The organism is Paenibacillus plantarum, assembly GCF_013141695.1.
GTDB lineage: Bacteria > Bacillota > Bacilli > Paenibacillales > NBRC-103111 > Paenibacillus_E > Paenibacillus_E plantarum.
Window position 1 is genome coordinate 21,734 of sequence record NZ_WHNY01000090.1, and the last position, 24,762, is coordinate 46,495.

22 protein-coding genes are annotated in these 24,762 nt (G+C 46.1%); 3 read left to right on the top strand and 19 right to left on the bottom strand.

Annotated elements, in window-relative coordinates:
* Window positions 1-5: 5 nt before the first annotated feature.
* Window positions 6-1,517 carry a spore germination protein gene (locus GC096_RS35325; protein WP_171637423.1) on the bottom strand — a complete coding sequence of 504 codons (1,512 nt, stop codon included), beginning with the start codon at window positions 1,515-1,517 and terminating at the stop codon, window positions 6-8.
* Complete coding sequence (locus GC096_RS35330; protein ID WP_171637425.1) at window positions 1,514-2,635, bottom strand: GerAB/ArcD/ProY family transporter; 1,122 nt, start codon at window positions 2,633-2,635, stop codon at window positions 1,514-1,516. Before GC096_RS35330 ends, GC096_RS35325 begins: the two co-directional genes overlap by 4 nt.
* A 464-nt stretch (window positions 2,636-3,099) precedes the next feature.
* On the opposite strand from GC096_RS35330, the gene GC096_RS35335 reads away from it, so the two are divergent.
* The gene (locus tag GC096_RS35335) at window positions 3,100-4,260 is read left to right on the top strand and encodes an acyl-CoA dehydrogenase family protein (protein ID WP_171637427.1); all 1,161 of its coding nucleotides are present in this window, start codon (window positions 3,100-3,102) and stop codon (window positions 4,258-4,260) included.
* Window positions 4,261-4,281: 21 nt separating this feature from the next.
* Here the strand turns inward: GC096_RS35335 and GC096_RS35340 are convergent, their stop codons facing one another.
* The 5 genes from GC096_RS35340 to GC096_RS35360 all read right to left on the bottom strand — a co-directional run bounded on the left by GC096_RS35340 (window position 4,282) and on the right by GC096_RS35360 (window position 8,166).
* Window positions 4,282-4,992 (bottom strand): PIG-L family deacetylase, encoded by a 711-nt coding sequence (locus GC096_RS35340; RefSeq protein WP_171637429.1) that lies wholly within the window; start codon window positions 4,990-4,992, stop codon window positions 4,282-4,284.
* A complete protein-coding gene (locus tag GC096_RS35345; protein WP_171637431.1) occupies window positions 4,989-5,300 on the bottom strand; it encodes a DUF1806 family protein in 312 nt (103 codons plus the stop codon). Before GC096_RS35345 ends, GC096_RS35340 begins: the two co-directional genes overlap by 4 nt.
* 104 nt (window positions 5,301-5,404) lie before the next feature.
* Window positions 5,405-7,018 (bottom strand): glycosyl hydrolase family 18 protein, encoded by a 1,614-nt coding sequence (locus GC096_RS35350; RefSeq protein WP_171637434.1) that lies wholly within the window; start codon window positions 7,016-7,018, stop codon window positions 5,405-5,407.
* Between the two features lie 169 nt (window positions 7,019-7,187).
* Window positions 7,188-7,745: a DUF6155 family protein gene (locus GC096_RS35355; RefSeq protein WP_171637436.1), complete on the bottom strand. Its 558-nt coding sequence runs from the start codon at window positions 7,743-7,745 to the stop codon at window positions 7,188-7,190.
* A gap of 67 nt (window positions 7,746-7,812) precedes the next feature.
* On the bottom strand, window positions 7,813-8,166 hold the full coding sequence (locus tag GC096_RS35360; RefSeq protein ID WP_171637438.1) for a helix-turn-helix transcriptional regulator: 354 nt from the start codon (window positions 8,164-8,166) through the stop codon (window positions 7,813-7,815).
* A gap of 296 nt (window positions 8,167-8,462) precedes the next feature.
* On the opposite strand from GC096_RS35360, the gene GC096_RS35365 reads away from it, so the two are divergent.
* Complete coding sequence (locus GC096_RS35365; RefSeq protein ID WP_171637440.1) at window positions 8,463-9,608, top strand: sensor histidine kinase; 1,146 nt, start codon at window positions 8,463-8,465, stop codon at window positions 9,606-9,608.
* Between the two features lie 18 nt (window positions 9,609-9,626).
* Entirely contained in the window at window positions 9,627-10,313 is a 687-nt protein-coding gene (locus GC096_RS35370; RefSeq protein ID WP_171637442.1) for a response regulator transcription factor, read from the top strand.
* Window positions 10,314-10,383: 70 nt separating this feature from the next.
* Here GC096_RS35370 and GC096_RS35375 read toward each other — a convergent pair whose 3' ends face one another.
* From GC096_RS35375 to glmS, 12 genes are all read right to left on the bottom strand, one after another.
* Window positions 10,384-11,040: a M48 family metallopeptidase gene (locus GC096_RS35375; protein ID WP_171637444.1), complete on the bottom strand. Its 657-nt coding sequence runs from the start codon at window positions 11,038-11,040 to the stop codon at window positions 10,384-10,386.
* Window positions 11,040-11,747, bottom strand: a complete 708-nt coding sequence (locus GC096_RS35380) for an alpha/beta fold hydrolase (protein WP_171637446.1) — start codon at window positions 11,745-11,747, stop codon at window positions 11,040-11,042. Before GC096_RS35380 ends, GC096_RS35375 begins: the two co-directional genes overlap by 1 nt.
* Before the next feature lie 116 nt (window positions 11,748-11,863).
* Window positions 11,864-13,591, bottom strand: coding sequence for a GTP-binding protein (locus GC096_RS35385; RefSeq protein WP_171637448.1), 1,728 nt, complete (start codon window positions 13,589-13,591; stop codon window positions 11,864-11,866).
* A 1-nt stretch (window position 13,592) separates the two neighbouring features.
* Window positions 13,593-14,516, bottom strand: coding sequence for a sulfate adenylyltransferase subunit CysD (cysD, locus tag GC096_RS35390; RefSeq protein ID WP_171637450.1), 924 nt, complete (start codon window positions 14,514-14,516; stop codon window positions 13,593-13,595).
* A 448-nt stretch (window positions 14,517-14,964) separates the two neighbouring features.
* On the bottom strand, window positions 14,965-15,705 hold the full coding sequence (locus tag GC096_RS35395; RefSeq protein WP_171637452.1) for a Fic family protein: 741 nt from the start codon (window positions 15,703-15,705) through the stop codon (window positions 14,965-14,967).
* Between the two features lie 167 nt (window positions 15,706-15,872).
* Window positions 15,873-17,351, bottom strand: coding sequence for a sensor histidine kinase (locus tag GC096_RS35400; protein ID WP_171637454.1), 1,479 nt, complete (start codon window positions 17,349-17,351; stop codon window positions 15,873-15,875).
* On the bottom strand, window positions 17,342-18,094 hold the full coding sequence (locus GC096_RS35405; RefSeq protein ID WP_171637456.1) for a response regulator transcription factor: 753 nt from the start codon (window positions 18,092-18,094) through the stop codon (window positions 17,342-17,344). The genes GC096_RS35400 and GC096_RS35405 overlap by 10 nt, the downstream gene beginning before the upstream one ends.
* Before the next feature lie 473 nt (window positions 18,095-18,567).
* The gene (locus GC096_RS35410) at window positions 18,568-19,455 is read right to left on the bottom strand and encodes a hypothetical protein (protein WP_171637458.1); all 888 of its coding nucleotides are present in this window, start codon (window positions 19,453-19,455) and stop codon (window positions 18,568-18,570) included.
* A 35-nt stretch (window positions 19,456-19,490) separates the two neighbouring features.
* The gene (locus GC096_RS35415) at window positions 19,491-20,777 is read right to left on the bottom strand and encodes a copper amine oxidase N-terminal domain-containing protein (RefSeq protein WP_171637461.1); all 1,287 of its coding nucleotides are present in this window, start codon (window positions 20,775-20,777) and stop codon (window positions 19,491-19,493) included.
* On the bottom strand, window positions 20,758-22,116 hold the full coding sequence (gene glmM / locus GC096_RS35420) for a phosphoglucosamine mutase (protein WP_171637463.1): 1,359 nt from the start codon (window positions 22,114-22,116) through the stop codon (window positions 20,758-20,760). Before glmM ends, GC096_RS35415 begins: the two co-directional genes overlap by 20 nt.
* Before the next feature lie 24 nt (window positions 22,117-22,140).
* Complete coding sequence (locus tag GC096_RS35425; RefSeq protein WP_171637466.1) at window positions 22,141-22,902, bottom strand: sugar phosphate nucleotidyltransferase; 762 nt, start codon at window positions 22,900-22,902, stop codon at window positions 22,141-22,143.
* Between the two features lie 26 nt (window positions 22,903-22,928).
* Entirely contained in the window at window positions 22,929-24,758 is a 1,830-nt protein-coding gene (glmS, locus tag GC096_RS35430; protein ID WP_171637468.1) for a glutamine--fructose-6-phosphate transaminase (isomerizing), read from the bottom strand.
* Between the last annotated feature and the right edge of the window lie 4 nt (window positions 24,759-24,762).

Here is a 24,762-nt window from a genome sequence, read left to right on the forward strand (position 1 = left end):
TATTCTCACTTCTTTCTTCGAGGTGGTGCTGAGTCAAGCGAACGACGATTCCGGGGGGATTCCAAAAATTTTCGAAGCGGAGCACGCACCACAATATCCCTCAAATCCCTCGCTTTGAAAGGCGCGATCGAAGATAAATAAGGCTGTCCCAGTGTGTGAAGACAAGTCAAATGCAGTAGCGTGAGCAGGAACATGATCATCAGACCAAAACCACCGAGGAGCGATGCGGCTACCATATATGGAAAACGGAGAATACGAATAGCTATCGCAATGTCGTAATGCGGAATTGCAAACGAAGCAATACCCGTCAAAGCGACGACGATGACCATGATGGGTGAGGTAATTTTGGCAGTAATCGCAGCTTGCCCAATTACCAGAGCGCCCACAATACTGACAGCGGAGCCGACCGGCCTTGGAAGCCGAATTCCCGCTTCTCGCAGCAATTCGAACGACACCTCCATAATCAAGGCTTCGACGAAAGCTGGAAACGGTATTCCTTCCCGCGTATCCAAAATCGCGAGTAACAAAACGGAAGGTATTAATTCGGGATGGAACGTAGACAAAGCGATATAAATGCTCGGAAGCGTAAGTGCTATGAAGAAGGCTATGAGTCGCAACAATCGTATCATCGAGGCAAAGATCGTACGAACATAGTAATCTTCGCTTGTACTTATAAAATCGACCAAAAAAGCCGGAGCGATCATCACCATCGGCGAATTGTCTACCAGTACGGCAATTTTCCCATCCATTAACGCAGCTGCGATTACATCCGTCCGTTCCGTATTGCGATATTGCGGAAAAGGCGTATAGGCGGAGTCCTCTATCCAGTCCTGAATAAAGGACGTCTCCGAAACATCATATTGCTCAATCCCGTCTATTCGACTGCGAAATTCTTCTAAAATTTCAGGAAGAATAACTCCCTCTAAATAGCAAAAAGCGATGGTTGTCTTAGTCTTATCTCCAGCTGTTACAAATTCAATCTTTAGCTGTGACGACTGAATTCGCTGGCGAATCATCCCCAGGTTGATCCCTATCGACTCGACTGTTCCTTCCCGGGGTCCTTGAACCACCGGCTCACTTACCGGTTCATTCACCTGGCGTTTATCAAACGTGGCTGCTTTATAAGCAACCGCACAATTCCAACCGTCAAAAAGCATAACGACATACCCCTGCAGGACTAGATCCACAGCTGTTTTCACTTCGGAAACGATGGATAATCCTAAGGATGTCGCCCCCAACTGACCGAAAAAGAACGCAATGTCTTCAGGATCTATGGTAGAGGGGTCTGCTGATTGTACAGTCGCGAGGTCACTGAGCATTTTGATTAAATAACTGTCACTATCATCTGTTATCAGCGAACCGCAGTACCCCACCAACACCGAGTAAGTAAGCTTACTGCCGTATTTGCGCAATTCGAACACGACGTCTTGGCAATTTAAGAACGCCCGTTCTAAACTGTCTCTGTTGAACTGAAGGTCCGTTTGGAGCATTGACTCATGATCGCATGAGATAGTCATGTCTCGTTCTCCTTCTGACGATTAAAGAATTTGCCTTTAACCCAAGTCAGCACGGTCAGGAAAAAAATTAATGTGCACCCTACGGCAATAACCGTGAATGGCCAGACTGTATAGACTTGGTATTGAAAATCCGCCGGCCCCGAAAACAACGTCAGCGACAGCATCGTACATAACAACGACGCGGGGTATACATAGGCAGTAGTGTTACTCACATTGGTTAAGCGGACCATTAATTTATTTAGAGCAAATAAATATAGCGTCGCTTTCATGTAGGAACCCACAATAATTGCGATACCTACAATCGCCTCGATCCGCACATTGCTTCCACTCACTTGAATGTTACTCGCCAGTTGGTAGAGGGAATAGCTGAGGTGTCCTGAAGCTGGGCCAAAAGCTACGATCGTGCATATGGTGGCGACAATCATCGTTACGCCTGTAATCGAGAAGGCGATGAACAATCTGCGATAGAGTATGTTCGTCTGATCTTTTGCAGCGTAAGACAGAAATAATGGAAACAGACATACTTCACCAAAAGGGAAACCAGCAGCCACATAAAAGCCATGAAGGAGATCTCCAATCCCCTTATCTGGTAAGGGTAGAAGCCTTCCCCAGTCATAAATCGGAAATGCAATAATTAGGACAGCTAGTGTAAATATAAACATAACAGGAACAAGCAGCACGAACACTCGCGCTGCGATGACAATTCCTGCTCTCGCCGTTAAAGCAGACACGATCAAGCTTATTGAACAGAAGATATAAGAAGGTGTTTTCGGCATCATACTGCTCGCGAAAAAATCCCCAATACCGGTTACTATCGCAGAAGTTGCAAAAAGGAGCATCAGGACAACCGGCAGCATAACGACGATGGTGGGGATTCTTCCAATAAGGTTACCGCAATAATCAATTAATCCTATACCACCATGACAGTGATGTAGATACAGCGTACAAGCCAGCACGAGGGTACCAAAACCAAATGCACCGATGAGTGAGATCCACGCGGAATTTCCTGAAAATCCTACAAGTGGCGTGGGAATATAAATAATGGCAGAACCCATTGTTACTGCGATTAACAGGCTCGCCATCTGTCCTGACGTCAGGATGGATAGGCGGTTGTTCATATTATTTCTCCGTTCTTTAAGAGCCGCTGATGGATGCAAAAAATGCAACTATGGCATCCGAAGGGGATCCGTACAGCCACTCTAAACATTCGCCGGGGCTCGGCCATGCCGGATGGTACAAGAACAAGATGATTAAATAAAGCGAAGGAGAAGCAAGTACAGAGCCCCATAAGAACGACTTTCGTTCCATCCATTGCCAATCGCGTCTGTATAAGACAATGTAGAGGCCCAATAGCAATATAAGAAAAATGTATTCCTCCACTGCCCAGCCCCTCTCCGCTTTTACATATATTGTTAGGATGTCATGTCGGACAAGCATTCATTCATTTCGAAATACATTATTATATAAAAATCGGGGGCTTTGCCTCCAAGTATCCGTAAGATCGGGGGACGCCACGAACGCTGCTACCGCTTTAATTCTATTTTCACGTGATATAATCAATAAAGATAGGAGTGTGAATGGTATGAACAAAATGATTGATCAATATATTCGGAATGAGGAAGAGCGCGCTTGGGCTAGAAAAGCAGAAGAGCTGGCCTCCCGTTTTGCGGAAAGAGCCGCGTTGCATGACCAAGAGGTATCTTTTCCGTTTGAAAATTTCGCGGATTTGCGAGAGGCTGGGTACTTAAAGCTAACTGTCCCGCAAGAATTCGGTGGGGATGGCATCTCGCTTTATGAGCTCGTTATGCTGCAAGAACGGCTGGCTTATGGGGATGGTTCGACCGCCTTAGCCGTAGGCTGGCACATAGGTCAGGTCTTACATCTTGCAACAACTCGAAAATGGCCAGAGGCTATTTTTGCGGATTTGTGTCGTTCCGTCGTGAGCGATGGGACGATGATTAATACGTTTGCAAGCGAAGCTGCATCTGGCAGTCCCAGTCGAGGTGGAAAACCGGAGACAACAGCGGTTCCTACACCGGGCGGATGGTTGATTACAGGGAGGAAAACGTTTAGCACCCTTTCACCGATCCTCGATCGGTTTGTGGTTTCGGCTTTTATTCCGGATGAAGACGGTACGGGGGAATTCCTCGTTCATCGAACCGATCAGGTTACGATCGTGGAAACGTGGGATACACTTGGGATGCGAGCGACAGGCAGTCATGATGTCGTGTTGGATGGGGTCTTTGTGGATAAGTCTATGCGGCTTACTGGAAAAGGGGTGGATGACGGGGGTGGATGGCTTTTGCATATTCCGGCTTGTTACTTGGGTATTGCCATGGCGGCACGTGATTATGCTTTGGCGTTTGCTCGCAGCTATCGGCCGAATCATATGAGCGAGCCGATTTCTTTCCTTCCCTCTGTTCAGCAGGCGATTGGCGAGATGGAAATTGAATTGCGAACCGCACGTGCACTCCTTTATGCAACGGCGGATCGCTGGGATCAAGAGAAGGTCAACCGACCAGCATTAAAACCAGAACTAGGCTTGGCCAAGTATGTCGCTACCAACAATGCCATCAAAGTCGTAGACCTCGCAATGCGAATTGTCGGTGCCTCCAGCTTGTCCCGCAAGCAGCCTTTGGAGAGATACTATCGGGATGTTCGCGCAGGCCTGCATAATCCACCAATGGATAGTACAGTGCTTTCTAACTTAGCCAGTGCTGCCCTAGTCGAGAAGTCCATGTGATACGAGGGAACTGAAAAAATACTAGAACAAATCATCGAGTTTCTTAGCCGAAGACTCCCTGTCCGCTTTCAAAAAATATTCATATCGGCCGAATTTCGCTAACGCCTCATGGTCTGGCAGCCATACCCACTCATCGATTTCCGTCTGGCATCGGTGAGCCCGGAACGCTGCCAGTTTAGCTTTCAAATGAGCTTCTACATCAATTTTCATGACATCCTTATGGGAATACCCAAACCGTTCCGGGCGCTCCATCGCATTACCGAACGTTATGAAATATAACGAGTCCAGATGTCCTGTTCGTTGACATGCAGCCGTCGCAGCCTTCCCAATAGCGCAATGATCGGGGTGTCCGCCTAACGTTTCGTGAAACGTGAGCACGACATCGGGATTCACATCACGGATTAGAGCCTCAACTCTTGAAGTCAGGCTTTCCTCATCGATAAACTCAACTGTCTTGTCGCGGATATCGAAAAATAGGAGCTGCTGGATGCCCAAGCATTTGCAGGCATCTCGCAATTCAATCTCACGAGCAGCCGCCATCGTTTCCCGATTAAGATAAGGTGGATTGCCCATTCGGCGTCCCATATCACCCCGCGTGGCACTCACCAACGTAATGTCGACACCTTCACTGGCATATTTCGCAAGGGTACCTCCACAAATAAATGACTCGTCGTCAGGATGTGCAAATACGGCGAGCAGCTTTTTCACCGTGCCTTTACTGGTCGTATTCATTCTGGAAACGGCTCCTTTCCAATATGCAGCGCAACGTTCATCCGACCTCGATCATCATATCCGGCCAGTAAAAGACAGCCGTTCTCATCAATTTCATAATGTGTGAGCGCCTCCATGCGCAGCCAGCCATGCCCATCGAATCGGAGTGCTGTACGAAATGGTCCTTCCCCTGCTATAAAAGCATGGGTAACCTTGATCTTAAAATTACGAACGAAAACAAACGAAGTCGCTTCGCTATGGATATAGGCGTCGATCCCGATGAAGGACTGAAGCTTGGTTTCAACTTTTGACCTGACTATTGGATTCATCTTGTTGGTCTCTCTTTTCTGAAAGAAATGCATGACTACATAATCGTATCACAGCTTAATATCCAAAAAAAGCTGGGTTCATGAACCCAGCTCCTTTATACTAACTATTGCTTCACCGCTTGCTCTCCAATTCGCTCCCAATCCAATGCCGTATAGTTACCCATATACCATAAGGAAACAGCATTCAGATCATAGAATTTGGCGAGCCAAATCTTCTTGGCTATGCTTTGAGAATCTTCGTAGTACAATACATGGCTGCCCCGATCGTCCGCGAACGTAGCTTTCTTCAAGAAATACGGCATGTCCCACGTGGTATTCACTCCGGGCATCGCTAGCCTTTTCTCAACATCCGCAATGGCCGGTTTAAGGGCAGGTCCGGTTATGCCAGCTTGCGTGATCCACTGATTGGCCTGTTTGGAAATACCAAGGACAAGCTTCTCCTTCGGTATCGCTTGCAGCGCAGTTAGCACCGTATCGTTCACTAATGGCAGTGGTGCTGACGGCAATACACTTTCATTATGTGTGAAGTCATAAGCCATCAGAATCACCGTATCGGCAAGTTTCCCGATTTCTTTTAAATCATAACCCTTGTAATAATAAATCGGCGGAACGGCTACCGACAATGTAAGCGAACCTAACTGACTTTTCAACTCCTGCAGAAATTGGGTATAGTCATGTGCACTTCCCGCTTCTTTCAATCCTTCAAAATCAATACTTACCCCCGTGAACGAGTAGGCTGGATCTTTTAACGTACTGAGCAATGATGCGATAAAGGACTTTTTGGCAGACTCATCTTGAAGGAAGTCTTTTAAATTAGCACCATCATAGAAAACCATCAGTTCCTTTGTAATGTGGGCAGCATCCGCAGTGGCAATGACTTCTTCATAACCAATTGGAACCCGATATTCCGAAGTCTTAATGTTCAATGAAGCCGTTCCAGCACCGGTATATGCCAAGTTCGACCAACCAAGAATCACATGAGAAAGCTTACTCATTTGCTTAATCGCAGGGTAGGATGTGAGGGCATAATACCCTGTGAAATCGATTTTTTGCTCGGCGATCCGCTTATCAATCAAACGATAGATTACGGCTGCTGCCTGCTTACGAATCAAAGACTCTTTCGGGTTAAATCCTGTCTGATCTCCCTCCATAATCCCGCGATGCGCTGCGTAATACACATAAGGTTTCATTGCCTCATTCATAATTGAACTATCCTTAAAACGTCTAACTACCTGCTCTTTCTTCCAATCTGTGGTCAGCCATTGTTGACGAACCGTTTCACTCTCAGACTCCAGCAACGATTTCCCTACGAGCATCGCAACTTCTTCTCTCGTAATCGTCTGCGCGGGATGAAGCAAGCCCTCCTGATCTAGTAAACTATCAAGCCATTTCCGTTCATAGACAGCAGCAATATAAGATGCCGACCAGCGATCCTTCGCTACATCTACGGGAGTACTCCCCGGTGCCGTTTTATTCTCTATTTTACCTGCCATAACGAGCAACTTAATGAAAGCCTCTCTAGACAAGTCATCATTAGGACGATAAGTTTGGTCTTCGTAGCCGTTAATAATGCCTAATGCGGATAAGGTGTAAATCGAATCCTTGGCATAGTCTTGTTCCTCATCTTTGAAGGGCTGGAGTTGTACATCGTAGGCAAAAGCGGTATTTGCAAACAGTAGAACAAACAGCGTGCCGAATAAGATTGTCTTTTTCATCATAAACCTCGTCTTCCCTCTCCCTCTATATCTGCGATTACTAGAATGAGTATTCCTAGCAACATAGTAATAGACGCATGGGGTGGGTGTTTAGTTACGTTAACATGAAAAAACCGTCCTATCACATCGCGTGATTGTGGACGGCTTGGTTATGGCATGTTCTTTATAAAACTCAATCTTCCTCTTCATCAAATCCGCCGACGTATCTGTAATATACGTCAGCCAATCCCTCTTCAAATCCCCAACCTACATTCCCTGCTCTAGCAATAATAGTCATTAATTTCTCACGGAACAAATGATATCGCCCACCGCTAGCATCTTCAGCGATTTTTTGAACAGCCGATTGATACATGGACACCATGCTATTATAAAAGGATTCGTACATATCCCCATATTCATTAGTCATTTGTACACCTAACTCGACATAGTAAATCATTAACTCGATCGTTCTAACTTGATTATTGGTGAGCTTATTGAATTCTGAAATTGCCTTTCTAGCATCTGCAAATTTCAATTTGGCATCACCGCGGTCAGGGTAAAACTGGATCAAAACTTTCTTTTTTGCTTCTTCGAACAATTGATTTTCCGTACTTTCTGGATCTAGCATCATGTGAATATATTTTTTGACATCCCCACTAGACTTGTAGCAATCTACAATAATTGATACTAGCTCTTCAGGTTTATACGTTTTCAATTGTTTCTTAAGCTCTGGCAATGAAATCTTGGACATGTTGATCTCTTTCCTTTCTTCTAAAGATCCTCATCCCCTATTATATCAAAATACGATTTCGCATGAGCTACTTTTTCTCCGCTAACGTATTAGCATCCTGAAAATAAAGCACATGATTAAATAACAGCGAAAGTAATTTCCGCATTGATTTGATGCCTGCTTTGTTCATTATATTAGCAAGATGAATTTTGACCGTTTTTTCGCTGATTCTACAACGTTCGGCAATTTCATGATTAGAAAAACCATAGATAGCGACCATCAGGAAAATTTCCGACTCTCGCTTCGTAATTTGATACCTATTCGAAAATACATCCATCGAGTTACCTGTTTCCTGAATTAGAAACTCATTCATACGCTCGTAATCCGTGCTACTTGAGGCATGCATGTCCCCATTGTTCTTATTAAGCAAGTCTTCTTTCAAGTCGTACTCCCTCCTACTCAGGGTTACGTTCCAATAATTGTTTCAGTGGAAAATATAAGCTTAAGATCAGAAGAATGCCACCTAGTAAATTCCATAAAATCATCAACATCTGGACATGCCTCCTTGAAATTCCATAATTCCTCTATCTACATTATAGATGCTACCAAAGACCTATCCAAGATGAAGAAGTTCACTAGAAGTGCAACATTTTCGACACTTTATGCGTTCTATGTATGACTTAAGTCATGTTTATGGTAAAATAAGTAGAAAATAATGCTTTGTTTGAGGGTAAAGATATGGATGTACATTTAAATAAAAACATGACGCTCACCTTGAATATCATCGTGATGGGCGCAACACTCTCACTATTGTTTCATACGAGTAAATTTTCGGTGGGACTTATGCTGCTAGCATGCAGCTATGTGACTGCTGTCCTTATGCGGGATTACATCCTAAAGATTGCTCTGCATAGTAGGCGTGGTTTCCAGTTTTTATACGCTCAACTCGCTTTGGGGCTTGTTATCTGTGTATGGTCCGAAAGTTATTTCTCCCAAATTTACCTCTTAATTCTCATTGGCGAATTCACCTTCCATCACGGTAGAAAGCACGCCATTATCTTTACGATCGTCAATTATGTTTGTATTCTTCTAGGTGTTATGATCTATCGTAAGTTTCCGCCTTTTGAGGACATCTATTTACTTATTCCTAGAGTGATTGATTTCTTTGCGATCTACGGGATGAGCTTGCTTGCTAGGATTGCGTTTCAACAGAAAAACCAATTGGCTATCGACAATGAACATCTGCGAATTGCCTCTATTGCGCTGGAGCAGAAGGCCAAATTACAAGAACGGACGCGAATTTCCCGCGATATTCATGATTCGGTTGGACACACGCTGACATCTGCGTTAACCGGGTTACAAACTGCCGCACATGCGTTAGAGAAACAACGTTATCCCCTTGCCCAAGAGATGATCGATAGAACGAGAGAAAGTATTCTCAGAGGGCTCGATGACGTGCGGAGCTCTGTCCATGTTTTGCGCGAAAACTTCCCGGATCATTCTTTCATACCCGAGCTGACCAGGTTGATCGATGATACGAAAAAGCAAACTAACGTGGACATTGCCTACACAATAGATACCACGACGCCTGATCTGACACCCATTATCGAGCTCACGATTTACCGTGCACTACAAGAAGGTTTGACGAATGGCATTCGCCATGGCTTAAGTACCTATTTCCACTTCTCATTGACGTATCATGAGGAAGTCCTTCGATTCGTTTTATCCGATAATGGTCATCCACCACCCGAAATTGTGTATGGCTACGGACTAAATGCGATGAAAGACCGCGTGGAAGATGTTGGAGGAACGTTTTCAATACGTAATCATGGTGCATCTGGCGGAGTAACGCTGGATATAGCCATACCCTTCAGTCGAAAATGATCGGAAGGAGTGATCGAATTGTCTCAAACAACCATTCTTATCGCAGACGACCAACCCCTCATCCGCGATGGATTAGCAGCTATTCTAGGTATGGAAGAAGGATATAAAGTCGTAGCTACAACGGGGGATGGGCTAGCCACCATAGAACAAGTACAGTTGCATCGGCCTCAGCTCGTTATGATGGACATCCATATGCCCAAGCTTGATGGCTTAGAGGCTACCAAACGAATCAAAGCCGAATTCCCGGAGATTAAGGTACTTATTTTGACCTCATTTGAGGATGAAGCCTACATATGGGAAGCGATACGTCACGGTGCCAGCGGTTATTTGGTGAAAGGCGTCGAGACGAAAAAAATTCTCTCAACCATTCAGGTCTGCTTAGATGGTGGCATTACATACCCGCTAAGTATTCAGCCGCGCCTTGTCCAAGCACTACGTTCCTCAGAGGCACAGGAAGAAAAGGCATTGGAAGTAAACTTACAACCGCTTGAAACACAACCACAAGATAACAAGCTGTCTGGTCTATCTGTTCAGGAACGGAACATTCTGAGGAATTTGAAACAAGGGAAGTCGAATCAAGCTATCGCCTCTGACATGTTTCTGACCACGGGGACTGTGAAGAATTATTTGAGTGCTATTTATAAGAAGCTGAATGTCTCTGGACGGTCGGAGACCATTGCTTATTTGCATGAGAATGATTTGTAGAGATCATGGAGTGTACGGACTGAAAAAGGAGTAAGGTTCATCGAACCTTGCTCCTTTTTGTTGTCTTATGTTACAGCGTCATCGCCTGTCCGTACCGAGCTAGGAAGGCTTCCTTCTCTTTATACTCTGGCATTATGCTGCCTACACGTCGCCAGAAAGAGCGATCATGATTCATATGCAGGAGATGGCATAACTCGTGAACGATGACATAGTCAATGACCTCCACTGGCGCCATGGCTAGGCGATAATTAAAGGTTAGCTTTTTGTCCGAGCTGCAGCTCCCCCACTTCGTTCTCGACTCATCGATCTCGATCGTCTTGGGTTTGACTTTCAGCTGGGTTTGATAGGCTTTGATTCGTTCCGCTACAACCTTCTTGCAGCTCGCGAAATAGAACTTCTTCAGGTTGATTTTCAACTCGTCCTGCGTGAGGCCATTCGTTTCAATTAACTCGTGAAGGAAATAATATTTCCCGAGATGAAGGAACTTGCCTTCGTCTTCGTATTCTCTGACTTTGGGGATGGGCTGCCTCGCTTTGGTGATCGCGTTTAGCTTGTCTAGGATCGACTTGCTGTGTTGTTGCACCGCATGAATGATTTGCTCCTGACTGGTGCCGTTGGGAGCTTTGACCGTGATGAAGCCCGTGTCATCGATGTGGATGTAGAGCTTCTTACGGATGGCATATTGGACGTTGACGTCTATAGTTGTGTTATCGAGTTCAATTTTCATTAGGATTTATCTTTTCTTTTAATAAAATCAATGATGTGATCAACGGTTTCTTTCTGCTGTTGTTCACTTGAAATCGTCGCAGTTCCATCACCTTTTTGAGGGCCGTAATTCCCAAATTGGGCATGGTTGCCACCTTCGATGACGAACACATTCTCTTTATAAGTTATCTTCGATTTGTCTAATACACCATCAAGCGAGCCATACACAGTTAGCGCATTACTCGGCGGAATGTCACCATAAATATAGGAACCAAGTAATATGAGCCCCTTGATCTGATCTTGATGCTTGGAAGCGTAATTGCTTGCCATTGCTCCGCCTAGTGAATGTCCACCGATATACCAGTTTTTGATTTCGGGAATTTTTCCAAACACGTTATCAGCAGCATTACTATTCAAAACTGCAAGGTTAAAAGGCATCTCAACAAGCACGCAGGTGATGCCGTTTTGACGTAATTTCTCCAGCATAGGTAAATAAGCAATATGCTCAACCTTCCCGCCGGGATAGAAAATGAAACCTGTCTCGCTTGGTGTAGACGGCGAAAGAATTGTAAGCTTTCCATCCGTTGTGATCGTCTTTTCATTTACCAGGGCTTCCTTGGAAACATCAACGGCATGATAATAATTGAATGCATAAATTAGAAAAGCCACTGCAACTATTAGGACAAGGGAAAGAAGTGAAATAAGCGTTGTTTTGAGCCACTTTTGCATGTATCGGCCTCCGTAGGTTGTTTGTATGCATGTTTCTTATATGATCTCCGAAATACAGACAGAATGCAAACAAAAGCACACTTGGGTATCAAGTGTGCTTTTGTTTGTTTAATTCATTAAAAATTCAGAAATTGTCCAACACTACTCTCATTAATTAAATATTTAATAATGCGTTTCACGACAACATTTGCAGCTTCTTCGGTTGTAGACTTACTTAGATCGACTACAATTTCCGGATTCCCAGGTATGTTAGTTGTGCTCGAACTGCCCGCCACATAAACTTCGAAATACTCTTTACCAATGATCTCACGCGCAGCTTCTTGATCGTTACCATTTAAGGAGTCACTCGATACCAATGCAATAAGTCCAGCATCGTTCATCAATTTGGCAACCTCTGCTAATGACTGCAGCGATTTTCCTTGGCCATTCCCCAGTAACATCGTATGGTGGCCTGTCGATACCAAACGTTTTTCGACTTCCTTCGCAAGAGCCGATTGATCTGAAAGGGAACCTGTGAACCAAAGGGTCAATGGATTCTGACCTTTTTGCTGCGCACGAACATCTCTGGTGATTTCCGTATCTAGCTGTACAGAAAGGTCGGAGCTTTGAAGGACTTGCTCAATCACTCCGCAAGCAGATGTCATATTCGTGACACGATCAATCAAAATGAAGCCGCCAATACTTTTGTTTTGTTCAAAAGAATCAATAACAATACTGTCGGATAACGAAAATTCACATGTTGCCAATTCATTTTTGACAATATGATCCGTTGGAACCGTTTTTCCCGTATTAATTTCGATTTTATGCTTAATCGCCGTTACGGTACCTGGCAGGACTTTCGTTCCTACTTTGACCAGATAGTTTTTGCCTGGCGTCAGCACAGAATCATCCATCCAAAGAATCGTAGCTGAGAAACTGTCCGCTTCTTGAATCTGACTATCCTTCGTGAATACACAACCCCGCGAAACGTCGACTTCCCGATCCAATTGAATGGTTACGGGCTGTCCTGTGTAGGCATAATCGCGATCTTGGTCTCCCACGAGGATCCGTTTGACTTTCGCCTTCTCATGACTAGGCAACGTTGTCAACTCATCGCCAACCGCGATACGTCCAGCCTCAATTTGGCCTTGGAAACCGCGGAATGTATGATCCGGACGGCATACACGCTGAATCGGCATCATAAATTGCTTCGTATTGTCGTTCTGGTGAACGTCCACATTTTCCAAATATGGCAACAAGGCTAGGCCTTCGTACCAAGGGCTATTTGGCGATTTTTTCGTAATGTTATCCCCTTCTGTGGCAGAAACAGGAATAACTTGAATGCTATCAAAGTGAAATTCAGCGGTCAATTGCAAGAATTCTTGTTGAATCGCATTAAATATCTTTGGATCAAAACCTACTAAATCCATTTTATTCACGGCTAAAACAAGATGTTTAATGCCCATAAGTGCGCAAATCCGAGTATGGCGCTTGGTTTGGGTGATTACCCCTTTCTTAGCATCCACAAGAATGATAGCCAAATCCGCAAAAGATGCTCCTACAGCCATGTTACGCGTATATTCTTCGTGTCCAGGTGTATCCGCAACAATGAAAGAACGGTGGTCCGTCGTAAAATACCGATAAGCCACATCAATCGTAATCCCTTGTTCGCGCTCCGCCAGTAACCCATCAAGAAGCAAGGAATAGTCAATTTTGCCGCCGCGGCTGCCCAGTTTGCTATCCAGCTCTAACGCTCTTTCTTGGTCGGCGAATAAAAGCTTAGCCTCATACAGCATATGTCCGATTAAGGTGGATTTTCCGTCGTCTACACTTCCGCAAGTAATAAATTTCAGCAGACTTTTCATTTTAGAAATAACCCTCCCGTTTACGTCTTTCCATACTTCCCGCCGCTTCTTGGTCAATTACCCGTGTTGTCCGTTCGGATGAGACCGCACCAAGCGTTTCTTCAATAATGCTATCAATCGTATCCGCCTCCGACTCCGCTCCCCCTGTAAGAGGATAGCAGCCTAGTGTGCGGAACCGCATCTTCTTCATTTCAATTTTCTCATGAGGCTCAAGCTTCATGCGTTCATCGTCCACCATAATGAGATGTCCGTCGCGTTCAAGTACAGGTCTTTCTTTCGCAAAATAAAGTGGCACGATATCAATATTTTCTCTGCGAATGTACTGCCAGATGTCTTTTTCCGTCCAGTTGGAAATTGGGAAGACACGGATACTTTCGCCCTTATTGATTCTTGTGTTAAAAAGTTTCCACATTTCCGGCCGTTGGTTTTTCGGATCCCAGGCATGATTCTTATTGCGGAACGAGAAAATACGCTCCTTCGCACGCGACTTCTCTTCGTCACGTCTTCCGCCGCCGAACGCAGCCGTAAATCCGTATTTGTCCAATCCTTCTTTCAAGGCTTGGGTTTTCATAATATCCGTATACGCGGAACCATGATCGAATGGGTTGATCCCTTGATCAATCCCTTCCTGATTGGAGTGAACAATCATGTTAATTCCGAATTCTTTGGCTTTACGATCGCGGAATTCAATCATTTCTTTGAACTTCCACGTCGTATCAATATGCATGAAAGAAAATGGCGGCTTCTCCGGATAAAAAGCTTTCAGCGCCAAATGCAGCATCACGGAACTATCCTTACCGATCGAATACAGCATCACGGGATTTTCACATTCCGCCGCTACTTCTCGAATAATATAAATCGCTTCAGCCTCGAGTTGATCTAGATGCGTCATTTCATCTATAGAATCAAGCATCAGTTTTTCCATGGAAAGGTGCCTCCTTTTAATTCTTACTAAATCTATCGCCTTTCTTTATATCCTATCAGATTCTGGCTTTCATGCAAAGTGGAAGAAAGTAATTTTCTCTAAATTTCTAACTTTTAGGTCGAATATTGTCGTTCTAATCCTGCATGCATCACTTTCTTTAACGTACTAGTCACTATATGACACTAAAGTCCATTTTGTCACGCCTAGATGGAATGGGCTTAAAAGAATGTGGGGAGTCGAGCCTTTGTTCATTTTAACCATGTGAGGGGTAGATATTCTTTCGTAATGAATTAAATTTCTTTAGAATATTCTTGGGACGGGGCAAAGTATGGTGAGATTTGGTTGGAATATCGTAAGTAAGAGTGAAAAAAGAAACCCTAGAAGCAAGTGCTTCTAAGGTTTGCTTTACTTACCGATACTATCAAATTTGAATCCCGTTCATGCCAAGTCACGTTACTGCAGCTATGTACTTTTGCAAACTAACTTCAACACAGTCGGCAATTAATTGCACGAATGGCTTTAAATCATTTCCCATACTTGCTAACTCTAAAGTCTCATAATACTTCATACGTGCATCGTTTGCTGCTTTTACAATAGCTGGTGGAAATCCATATTTCATTAAGACTACATTCATCAAAAGCCGTGCTGTACGTCCATTACCATCCGAAAAAGGATGAATGTAAACGAAACGGAAATGAAATTCCGAGGCTAGTTCAACTGGGTGCAATTTATCTTTGTGTTCATTATACCATTGTATCAACTGTTCCATTTTTTCCGAGAGCACTGAGAAGTTTGGAGGGGTATGTTCAGAGCCTGCTATCAAAACGTTGATCATCCGATATCGCCCTGCATTCTCATCGTCAATGTTTTTAAGTACTAGATGATGAATTGATTTTATGACATGCTCAGTCAATTCCATGTTTCTATGTACTACATCTTGTACGTAATAAATTGCTTCTGAATGGTTAACAACTTCAAAATGTTCACGTAGCTTTTTACCACCAATTGTTAAACCTTCTTCAAGAACCAATTTAGTTTCTAAAAGTGTTAGTGTATTACCTTCAATCGCATTAGAATTGTATGTCCATTCGACCCGATACACTTGTTCTAAATTTCTTACAGCAGCCGCTGGTAAAGGGCGTAATTTATCTAATTCATTTTTTAAAAAATCTATTTTATCAAATGTCATTTTGCCCCTCCCTTCTTAACTTTTATTACCATTATATCACAGCTATCCATAATTTCTCAGGGTGGATAAACGTACTGCATGGTAGAAAAACTGCGGAGCATTAAAAAAAAGAAAGACCTCAGAAAAGGAACTCCCTTCTCTGCGGTCTTTCTATCGATATACACAATCTACCCAACACCAGCCAAACTCACCATCGGCTGCACATACGGACGACTCTCATAAAGCGGAATTCTAACCTCAAAGGTGCTTCCGATCCCCAGCTCGCTTCGCACCCGAATGCTTCCATTGTGAAGCTCGACAAGCTCTCGCACAATGGCGAGCCCCAAACCGGATGAACCTTTATGCTTCACGGGTCTGCCTCTCTCCACTTTGAAGAAGCGCTCCCAGATGAGCCCTTGATCCTCTGGTGTTATCCCGATGCCCGTATCGGTTACCGTGATGAGGACACACCCTTCCGATGGAACCGCCATCGCCTTCAATTCGATCGATCCGTTCTCGGTGAACTTAACAGCATTTTTGATCAAATTGTTTAAAATTTGTTCCAGTCGATCCGGATCGGCGTGCGCCTGTGGCGAATTTTCATCCAACAAGCAGTGAATAACTGTCCCGCGGAGTTCTGCCTCCTGTTGGAATTTAAAAGCCAGCTTGGACATCATCGCCTGAACATCGACCGCCAACCACACTAGATCGATTTCCTTATTTTCGAGCTTCATTAAATCAGTAATATCATCGACTAGCCGGTTCATATGTAGAGTTTCGTTATACATAATCTCGTAATATTTATCCCGTGCGCCTTCTTCGATCAAACCATCCTGAAGCGCCTCCAGAAAACCCCGCATCGCGGTAAGCGGTGTTCGCAGCTCATGGGATACATTTGCCAAAAAGTCATGCCGCAGCTGATTCAACTGCCTCTTTTCCAGATCAACGCGCGCAAGCTGCTCCACCATGTGATTAATGGTCGTTGCCAGATCACCAATCTCATCCTTGGAATCGATTTGAATTCTCTCACTATAGTCTCCGATGGCAATCTTGGCTGCCGCCTTGTCGATCTGTTGGATAGGTCGGCTAATGGACCAGGATAAATAGAAGGATACACCAAATGAAAAGAAGATACCGAGCAGGGTCACCCAAAGGATGGTTTCTCTAAGCTGCGCGATCGTCTCATTCATCCCTTTAAGTGGCGAATGCAGCACAATACCACCGTATACGTCGTTATCTTTGCCCCATGGGACGGCAACCGAAAGTACGCCTTCCTTAAAACCTTCGGATTGATGCCATATGGTTGGTTCACCATTCAAGACTTGGTTTACCACGTCCGTGCTGATGACCTTGCCAACGTTCACCTCATCTTTTGAAGATGTAGTAACGATGTTTCCATTCAAGTCAAATATCCAAATACGCGAATCAAAGGCTTCATCAAAAAAGCGCAACTGCTCCTTAAATCGATCACTCGGTCCCGTCTGATTTTGAATGGCGAGATTCACCTGCTTGGCTTGCCGGATCATCTCATTGCTTTTGGAGTCGACGATATAATCCTTGGCAAACAACGAAATAACGAGCCCCACCGCACATAACCCAAGAAGAACCGTAACGATGGAGCTGGTCAACATTTTGCGGAGAATGCTTTTATTTACATTTAGGAACATGCGGCTACCTCAAATTTATAGCCCACTCCCCAGACCGTATGAATGCAAACATGATGACACGGGCTTAATCTTTCACGAAGTTTTTTGATATGAACGTCCACTGTTCTCATATCACCTAGAAAATCATATCCCCACACCTGCTCCAGCAGCTGTTCTCTCGTAAACACATCGCCCGGAGACTTCGCAAAAAATGCAAGTAATTCAAACTCCTTGGGGCGCATGTCAATTTTCATATTCCCTGCGAGCACCTCGCGGCGGGTCACATGGATGACTAAATTATCAAACTCATATTGGACGGGTTCCACCTCAATAACTGGCTGTCCCTTCTGCATTCTGCGAAAAATGGCTTTAATGCGCGCCACCAGCTCCCTCGGACTGAAGGGCTTGGTCATATAATCGTCGGCGCCAAGCTCAAGGCCAAGCACCCGATCAAACTCATCGTTCTTCGCCGTCAGCATAATGACGGGCACATCAGAACGCTTGGTAATCTCCCGGCACGTTTCATACCCGTCGAGCCCGGGCATCATCACATCTAGTATCACGATATCAGGCTTTACTTCTGCTAACATGGTCAGGGCCGAGACGCCGTCAGGGGCTTCGATTACTTCGATGAGCTGCTGACGGAAATACAATCGGATGATTTCTCTCACATTCGGGTCATCATCCGCAACCAACACTTTCCAAGTCACAAGCGGTTCACACCTTTCTATGATCCTCTCATAGATTTCTGCAACTTTTTCCATTTTAAGGGGGTATACGAACTCGTGTTGCTTATATTACACAGTAGGAATTGCATGATATCGCTTACAAAAAGTGACAAAAAGCCGCTTCGGAAGCGTGTTGGCTGCCGCTAAATCCCGCGTCATACAAGGCATTTATCGCTTTTCTCTCAGAAAAAAGAGGCCATTTCAAAAGTCAGTTTAGACTTTTTGAAATGGCCTCTTTTTTTTCGTTAATGTGCGATGAATAATAAACCTGTTTCCCGTAATATAACTGGATTTTCTCCATCTATTCGAAGCCGATTTCTCGAATTCGAAAGGTTAACTGTATTTCCTGTAGTTAAATTCCTTCGATTTGCTCGATGCTTCAAATTTCAAACAAATTACATGTACTTTTTCCATCTAATTACGAAAATACGTCAGATTCGAGCTAATTAGCTGTAGTTTATACATCTAAACACGAATCGGCAGTCAGACAACTCCTTCAAGGAGTTATTTTACCACGAAGATAGTGCCGTTCTTTTCCACGTATTAGGTGCCACACACACATAGACATATCCATCATCCCACGCCATCTCTCCCACTTCTCCGGGGGCAGTAGACGAGGCTGGTGTCATCGATTTTCGGATGCGGATGCTGTCATCACTGACGTCCAACTTGGTCTTGGCGTCCGAGTTTCCAATACCGATATTGCCGCTGCTGCGGTTAATCGATAACGAATTGTCCAGTGCTTTACCGTCATCCGAATAACGGATAATTTGCAGATTGGAGCCGGCATTTCCTCCGGTTTCCTCGGAGTTATCTGCACGCATTGCCCAGCGTGGCGTCGTCACGTTCCCAGCATCCGCTTTGGCCCAGGTCAGATCACGATTGACCCCACCAGTTCCGGCAACCCTTAAAATCCCATCCATCACATTGAAATTAGAGGAATGCGTCCGAATTTCAGCCACATCCTGGTCGAATGGAATTTCCAGACGCGTAAACAGCTCATTCGGGTTTTTGCCGTCAGGTGCCATTGTTGTTTCGAACGACATATGATTATGATCGTGCTGCTCCGGGTTATTCGCTTTGGCATGCGCGATGATAGCCGCCTTGTCCTTTCCATTCTCATCCAGCCAAGCAATGGCCGGCTTCGCTCGGTCTTTCGTCCACTGCAGCCGAATGAGATCCGACAAGTGGCCTTCCGAAGAGATCCACTGCTTATCGGTAGAAAGATGAATCCGATCATTATGAGGAACCTCAAGGCCTCCACCCGGTAAAGACGATTCCTGAAAAGTGCCAGCCGCTCCGGCCGTCTCATGGCCGCCTGCCGAAGCGAAAGCCATTCCAGAAACACCGATCGCCGCACCAGCCAATAGAGAGATTACCAAACCTGTTTTTTTCATTTTGCATCCTCCTCCTTCTTATTCATCAAATCCGCTTAACGATTAGCGTTCAATAGTTCGATCCACCTCACGTAATCATGGATAGCGATGCCGATATAGCTCGGATAAGGGGAGAGGGTTTCCTTGACCTGTTTCAATTCCAACTCCATTAACGAAGAATTCGACTTATAAAAGGTCGTATAATCGGCTTCCTTACTGGGCAACGTATCCACGGCAATAACGGCCTGTTTCTTCAATGTAGCTGCTTCTAGAATGATGGATTTGGCTCTGGCAATGATGCCGTTGCTGCCGAGTGCCGTATTCCGATAAGCCATAATGACGACACTATCCGCCTTCTCCAACAGCCACGCGCTAAAGGAATAACTAGATCCCGGAACGGTAATCGTATTTATCCAAAAGGGAATATCGAAGGCCAGCTTCATACTGCGATCCGTGCTTTTCACTTGAGATTCAATGAATCTGATCGTAGCCATCCACTGTTCGAGCACCCAAGTCTGATTCGTCTTCCACATGCCCAAGGTGTAGGGTTCAATATCAAAATGGAAACCTTGGAAGCGTTCGAGAGCACCTACTGAAGCGTTATATTGTTTGACCGCTGCCATCCATTGCTGGATAAAGATATGGTTATTGTCATAGATCCAATCCGATTGGCCTGCCAGCGCCTCTACCTTGATACCCTGATCATTCGCTCTGCGGATGAAATTCCGGTAAACATCCTGAGCCGGGTATGTTCTTTCATAGCGCAGATAGATGGCAGTCAGTTTTTGCTTTGCAGCAAACGCGAGGATGCTATCACCATCCGTCTCAATCAGCTTGCTGTCCCAGATCCAAGTGGACCTTTGCGCTTTGCCTGCCGAAGTGATTAGTACCAAATTCCGTTCTCCCACCCAATCGACATCGGCTCCGAGGCTCTCACTAACCGCTCTCAGCGGAACCATGGTTCGGTCATTTTTCAGGACAGCCGGAGCGTCTAATTCCACCTGCTTGCCGTCAACCGATGCAATATTTTGACCAATGGTCAATAATGCTGTTGCGTGCTGACTGCGAAAGGTTACTTGTTTCAAAGAACGATCCCATGCCACTTTAGCACCTAACTTCTCGGCAATTTCCCTTACCGGCACCATCGTACTACTCGTCTGATCATCGATGTAGGGCTGGGCATCCGTAAAGACGATCTTTTCCCCGTTGACCGCCACCCCAAGCTCCGTGTTAATCGAGTACACCGGAAAAAATAAAGGAATACTTGTTAACATTTGAATAAGAATCAAGCATACAATCGTCTTTCTCAGAGGGACTAACAGATTAAACCATACTATATTCAAGCTCTTCCTTAACCACCTCTACAATGCCGTCCACATAACCGGACAGCTCCCTTGCATCCGGTCCTTCCGCCATCACACGCACCAGTGATTCCGTGCCTGAAGGCCGCACCAATACACGGCCGCGCCCGGCCATCTCACTTTCCACCTGACGGATGACGGCATCGATTCGACGATTGCCTTCCAGCTTGTATTTATGGATTACTCGTACATTAACCATCAACTGAGGGTATTTGACCATTGGGGACACGAGCTCGGACAAAGGCTTGCCTTCTTGAATCATCACCTGCAGCAGTTGAACGGCCGATAGCAGGCCATCCCCTGTCGTCGAATGATCCAGTAAAATGATATGGCCGGAAGCTTCACCGCCTAAGTTGTACCCGCCAGCCTGCATCGCTTCCATGACATGCCGGTCTCCGACCTTGCTTTTTAACGAATCGAGACCGATGGTTTGCAGCGCTTGATGAAAGCCAAGATTACTCATGACGGTAGAAACAACGGTGTTATGACTCAGCCGTCCCTGCTTGGCCAGACGAGCGGCAAGGATATAGAGGATGTGATCCCCGTCCAGAATCTCGCCCCGTTCATCAACCGCAATCAGCCGGTCCGCATCACCGTCGAACGAAAGTCCCGCATGGGCCCCATGTTCCAACACTGCCTTACGGAGATGCTCCGGATGCGTTGAGCCGCAGTCCTTATTAATATTTAAACCATCCGGCTGATGAGACAATAGAATCGTGTCCGCACCCAATTCGGCGAATAGCTGCGGAGCTAGCAAGGAAGCTGCCCCGTTCGCGCAATCGAGCACGATTTTGCAATGGGACAGTGGTGCCGCAGCCGTCGACTTCACATAGCTCAAATAGTCCTGAGCGCCCTGCGGATCATCACGCAGCGTACCAATACCCGCTCCCGTAGGGCGGGAAATGCGATGCTCGTCACCCTGTAAGCGGCTCTCTACTTCCGCTTCCCATGCATCCGGCATTTTGAAGCCGTCGCAGCCAAAAAATTTAATCCCATTATCCTCCACCGGATTATGAGAGGCAGAGATCATCACGCCTGCATCCATGCCTGATTGCCGTGTGACATAAGCCACACCCGGCGTCGGTAGAACGCCAAGCCTTACGGCATCCGCCCCAGCGGATAACAACCCGGCAGCCAGAGCTGCTTCTAGCATGTGCCCGGAGATGCGGGTATCCCGCCCGATGACGACTGTGGGCCGACGCCCCTCACAGCTGCGCGACAGCATATAGCCAACAATAAGCCCTAATTCAAAAGCCAGCTCTGGCGTTAACTCGCGATTAGCAACCCCTCTGACACCATCTGTACCGAAAATCGCTCCCATATCAGCTCTCCTCTCTATCACTTGTTAGGCAAAAATCCCCATGTGTTCATAAAAGGCTCGATTCGCCTCCTCCAATTGTTCAGGGGTGTTAATCCCCATCACCTCTGTCGGATCGTCGAGGATCATCGCCTCGAATTTTTTCTGGCCACCGGAAATACCGATCTGTCGCATCACCTTCACGATATCGGTCAAGTAGTACTCCTGCTGCGCATTGTCATTGGTAATGCCAGGGAGCGCTTGAAACAAGCTTTCATTATCGAAACAGAAAATCCCCGTATTAATTTCGTTAATCTCTTTCTGCTCTGGCGTTGCATCCTTCTCTTCAATAATATCGACAACTTCGCCGCTTAAAGGATCTCTGATAATTCTTCCATAGCCGGTAGGATCCTGAACGATCGCGGTCAACACCACACCAGCACTTGTGTTTGCCCGCTGGGCCGCCAACAGCATTTCGATGGTGGATTGCCTAATGAGAGGCGTATCGCCCGTAAGCACCAAGGTCGATCCGCTGCGGTTACGGAGCAGAGGCTCCGTCTGATGAACGGCGTGTGCCGTTCCAAGCTGATTCTCCTGCTGGACGTAGGCAACCCGCGTCCCCAAGCACTTCTTCACCAGCTCTCCCCGATGCCCGATCACGGCCAAAATGCGAGTGATCGGCATCGCTTCCAGCTTGCCCACCAAACGGCCAATCATCGGTACGCCTCCAACGGGATGAAGCACTTTAGGCAGCTCCGACTTCATCCGTGTGCCTTTCCCTGCAGCTAACAAAATAGCGAATGCTTCCATGTGTAATTCAGCTCCCCTCTGGATAGTTATTCAACCGTCACGCTTTTGGCTAAGTTGCGCGGTTTATCAATATCATTCTCCAGAGCCAGGGAAGCATAATAGGAGATTAACTGAAGCGGTACGACCGCTAATATCGGTGCCAGGAGATGGTGGGACGGCGGGATAAAGCAGATTTCATCGACGCTATTCAGCAGCCCCACATTGCCTTCCACCGTAATCCCCATGACATGGGCGCCACGGGCCTTAACTTCTTTAATATTGCTAACTGTTTTCTCGTACAAGTCCATATGTGTAGCCAGGGCAATCACCGGCGTATCCTTCTCGATCAGCGCCAATGTGCCGTGCTTGAGCTCTCCCGCTGCATAAGCCTCCGAGTGGATATAAGAGATTTCCTTTAATTTGAGAGAGCCTTCCAACGCAACGGCGTAGTCCAAGCCTCTTCCGATAAAGAATAAGCTTTCCGCATCTTTGATCGATTCCGCATACAGCTTCACTTCATTGGCGTTTTCCAGCACCTTCTCCACCTGAACGGGAAGTGCCTTCAAGCCTTGAATCAGCTTCGTATGAAGCTCGGTAGCCAGCGTCTGTCTTTCCTGAGCCAAGTAAATGCTGAACAAATAGAAGGCGAGCAGCTGAGCGGTATACGCTTTGGTCGATGCCACGGCAATTTCCGGGCCAGCCTTCGTTGCGATAACATAGTCCGCATCTCGCGCCACAGAACTGGTTGGCACATTCGTAATGGCCAATACTTTGGCGCCTTGCCTTCTGCTCTCTTGCAGGGCAGCAAGCGTATCCGCCGTTTCCCCCGATTGGCTCACGACGATGACGAGCGTTCGGTCCGTGATGATCGGGTCCCGATATCTGAATTCCGATGCGATATCGCACTGCACCGGGATTCGCGTTAGCTTCTCAATGACCGTACTGCCGACAAGTCCGGCATGATAGGCGGTGCCGCAAGCTACGATAAAGATTTTATCCACCTGTTGAAACGCGCCTGCTGCGTGCGCTAATTCCGGGAAATTGACTTGGTCCTGGTCGTTGATGCGCCCGAGCATCGTATTGCGAAGCGTTAACGGCTGTTCGTGAATTTCCTTCAGCATGAAGTGCTCAAACGGCCCCTTCTCCACCTGATCTGCGTCCCAATCAATATGCAGCAGCTTACACGCCGCCGGCTCCCCTGTCTCGACTTTCGTGATGGAGACACCCTCCTGTGTAAGGATGGCCAAATCGCCATCTTCCAAGATATAGACCTCACGGGTATGCTGAATAAGAGCGGAGATGTCCGAAGCCATGAAGTATTCGCCCTGACCCGCACCAATAACAAGCGGACTTGCTTGTCTGACCGCGATAATCTTATCCGGCTCATACTCCGTCATGACACCAAGGGAATAAGCCCCTTGCAGTTTCTGAATGACCTCAAGCATGGCGGTGTAGATGTCGCCTTCATAATGCTCGGCAAGCAAATGAGCAATCACCTCAGTGTCGGTCTCGGAAGCAAAGATGACGCCGTTATCCTCCAGCTCTTTCTTCAGTTCCATGTAGTTTTCCACGATGCCGTTATGCACGACCGTGAATTTACCCGACATATCCGTATGTGGGTGGGAGTTTACATCCGACGGTCTGCCGTGCGTAGCCCAGCGCGTATGCCCGATACCCATCGATCCTTTCAACGGCTCCTTATCCAGCTGACCCGACAAGTTGGCCAGACGTCCTTCCGCCTTGCTAATCTTGAGCTGATCCTGCACCAATACCGCGATCCCAGCGGAATCATACCCTCTGTACTCCAGCTTGCTTAATCCGTTCAGCAGTATTGGCTGTACATCTCGCTTTCCAATATATCCTACAATGCCACACATCGTT

Excerpts from the sequence above, each read along its gene's own strand:
- GC096_RS35325 (WP_171637423.1), bottom strand. The coding sequence starts at position 1,517 with ATGACTATCTCATGCGATCATGAGTCAATGCTCCAAACGGACCTTCAG.
- GC096_RS35330 (WP_171637425.1), bottom strand. The coding sequence starts at position 2,635 with ATGAACAACCGCCTATCCATCCTGACGTCAGGACAGATGGCGAGCCTG.
- GC096_RS35335 (WP_171637427.1), top strand. The coding sequence starts at position 3,100 with ATGAACAAAATGATTGATCAATATATTCGGAATGAGGAAGAGCGCGCT.
- GC096_RS35340 (WP_171637429.1), bottom strand. The coding sequence starts at position 4,992 with ATGAATACGACCAGTAAAGGCACGGTGAAAAAGCTGCTCGCCGTATTT.
- GC096_RS35345 (WP_171637431.1), bottom strand. The coding sequence starts at position 5,300 with ATGAATCCAATAGTCAGGTCAAAAGTTGAAACCAAGCTTCAGTCCTTC.
- GC096_RS35350 (WP_171637434.1), bottom strand. The coding sequence starts at position 7,018 with ATGATGAAAAAGACAATCTTATTCGGCACGCTGTTTGTTCTACTGTTT.
- GC096_RS35355 (WP_171637436.1), bottom strand. The coding sequence starts at position 7,745 with ATGTCCAAGATTTCATTGCCAGAGCTTAAGAAACAATTGAAAACGTAT.
- GC096_RS35365 (WP_171637440.1), top strand. The coding sequence starts at position 8,463 with ATGGATGTACATTTAAATAAAAACATGACGCTCACCTTGAATATCATC.
- GC096_RS35375 (WP_171637444.1), bottom strand. The coding sequence starts at position 11,040 with ATGAAAATTGAACTCGATAACACAACTATAGACGTCAACGTCCAATAT.
- GC096_RS35380 (WP_171637446.1), bottom strand. The coding sequence starts at position 11,747 with ATGCAAAAGTGGCTCAAAACAACGCTTATTTCACTTCTTTCCCTTGTC.
- GC096_RS35385 (WP_171637448.1), bottom strand. The coding sequence starts at position 13,591 with ATGAAAAGTCTGCTGAAATTTATTACTTGCGGAAGTGTAGACGACGGA.
- cysD (WP_171637450.1), bottom strand. The coding sequence starts at position 14,516 with ATGGAAAAACTGATGCTTGATTCTATAGATGAAATGACGCATCTAGAT.
- GC096_RS35395 (WP_171637452.1), bottom strand. The coding sequence starts at position 15,705 with ATGACATTTGATAAAATAGATTTTTTAAAAAATGAATTAGATAAATTA.
- GC096_RS35400 (WP_171637454.1), bottom strand. The coding sequence starts at position 17,351 with ATGTTCCTAAATGTAAATAAAAGCATTCTCCGCAAAATGTTGACCAGC.
- GC096_RS35405 (WP_171637456.1), bottom strand. The coding sequence starts at position 18,094 with ATGGAAAAAGTTGCAGAAATCTATGAGAGGATCATAGAAAGGTGTGAA.
- GC096_RS35410 (WP_171637458.1), bottom strand. The coding sequence starts at position 19,455 with ATGAAAAAAACAGGTTTGGTAATCTCTCTATTGGCTGGTGCGGCGATC.
- glmM (WP_171637463.1), bottom strand. The coding sequence starts at position 22,116 with ATGGGAGCGATTTTCGGTACAGATGGTGTCAGAGGGGTTGCTAATCGC.
- GC096_RS35425 (WP_171637466.1), bottom strand. The coding sequence starts at position 22,902 with ATGGAAGCATTCGCTATTTTGTTAGCTGCAGGGAAAGGCACACGGATG.
- glmS (WP_171637468.1), bottom strand. The coding sequence starts at position 24,758 with ATGTGTGGCATTGTAGGATATATTGGAAAGCGAGATGTACAGCCAATA.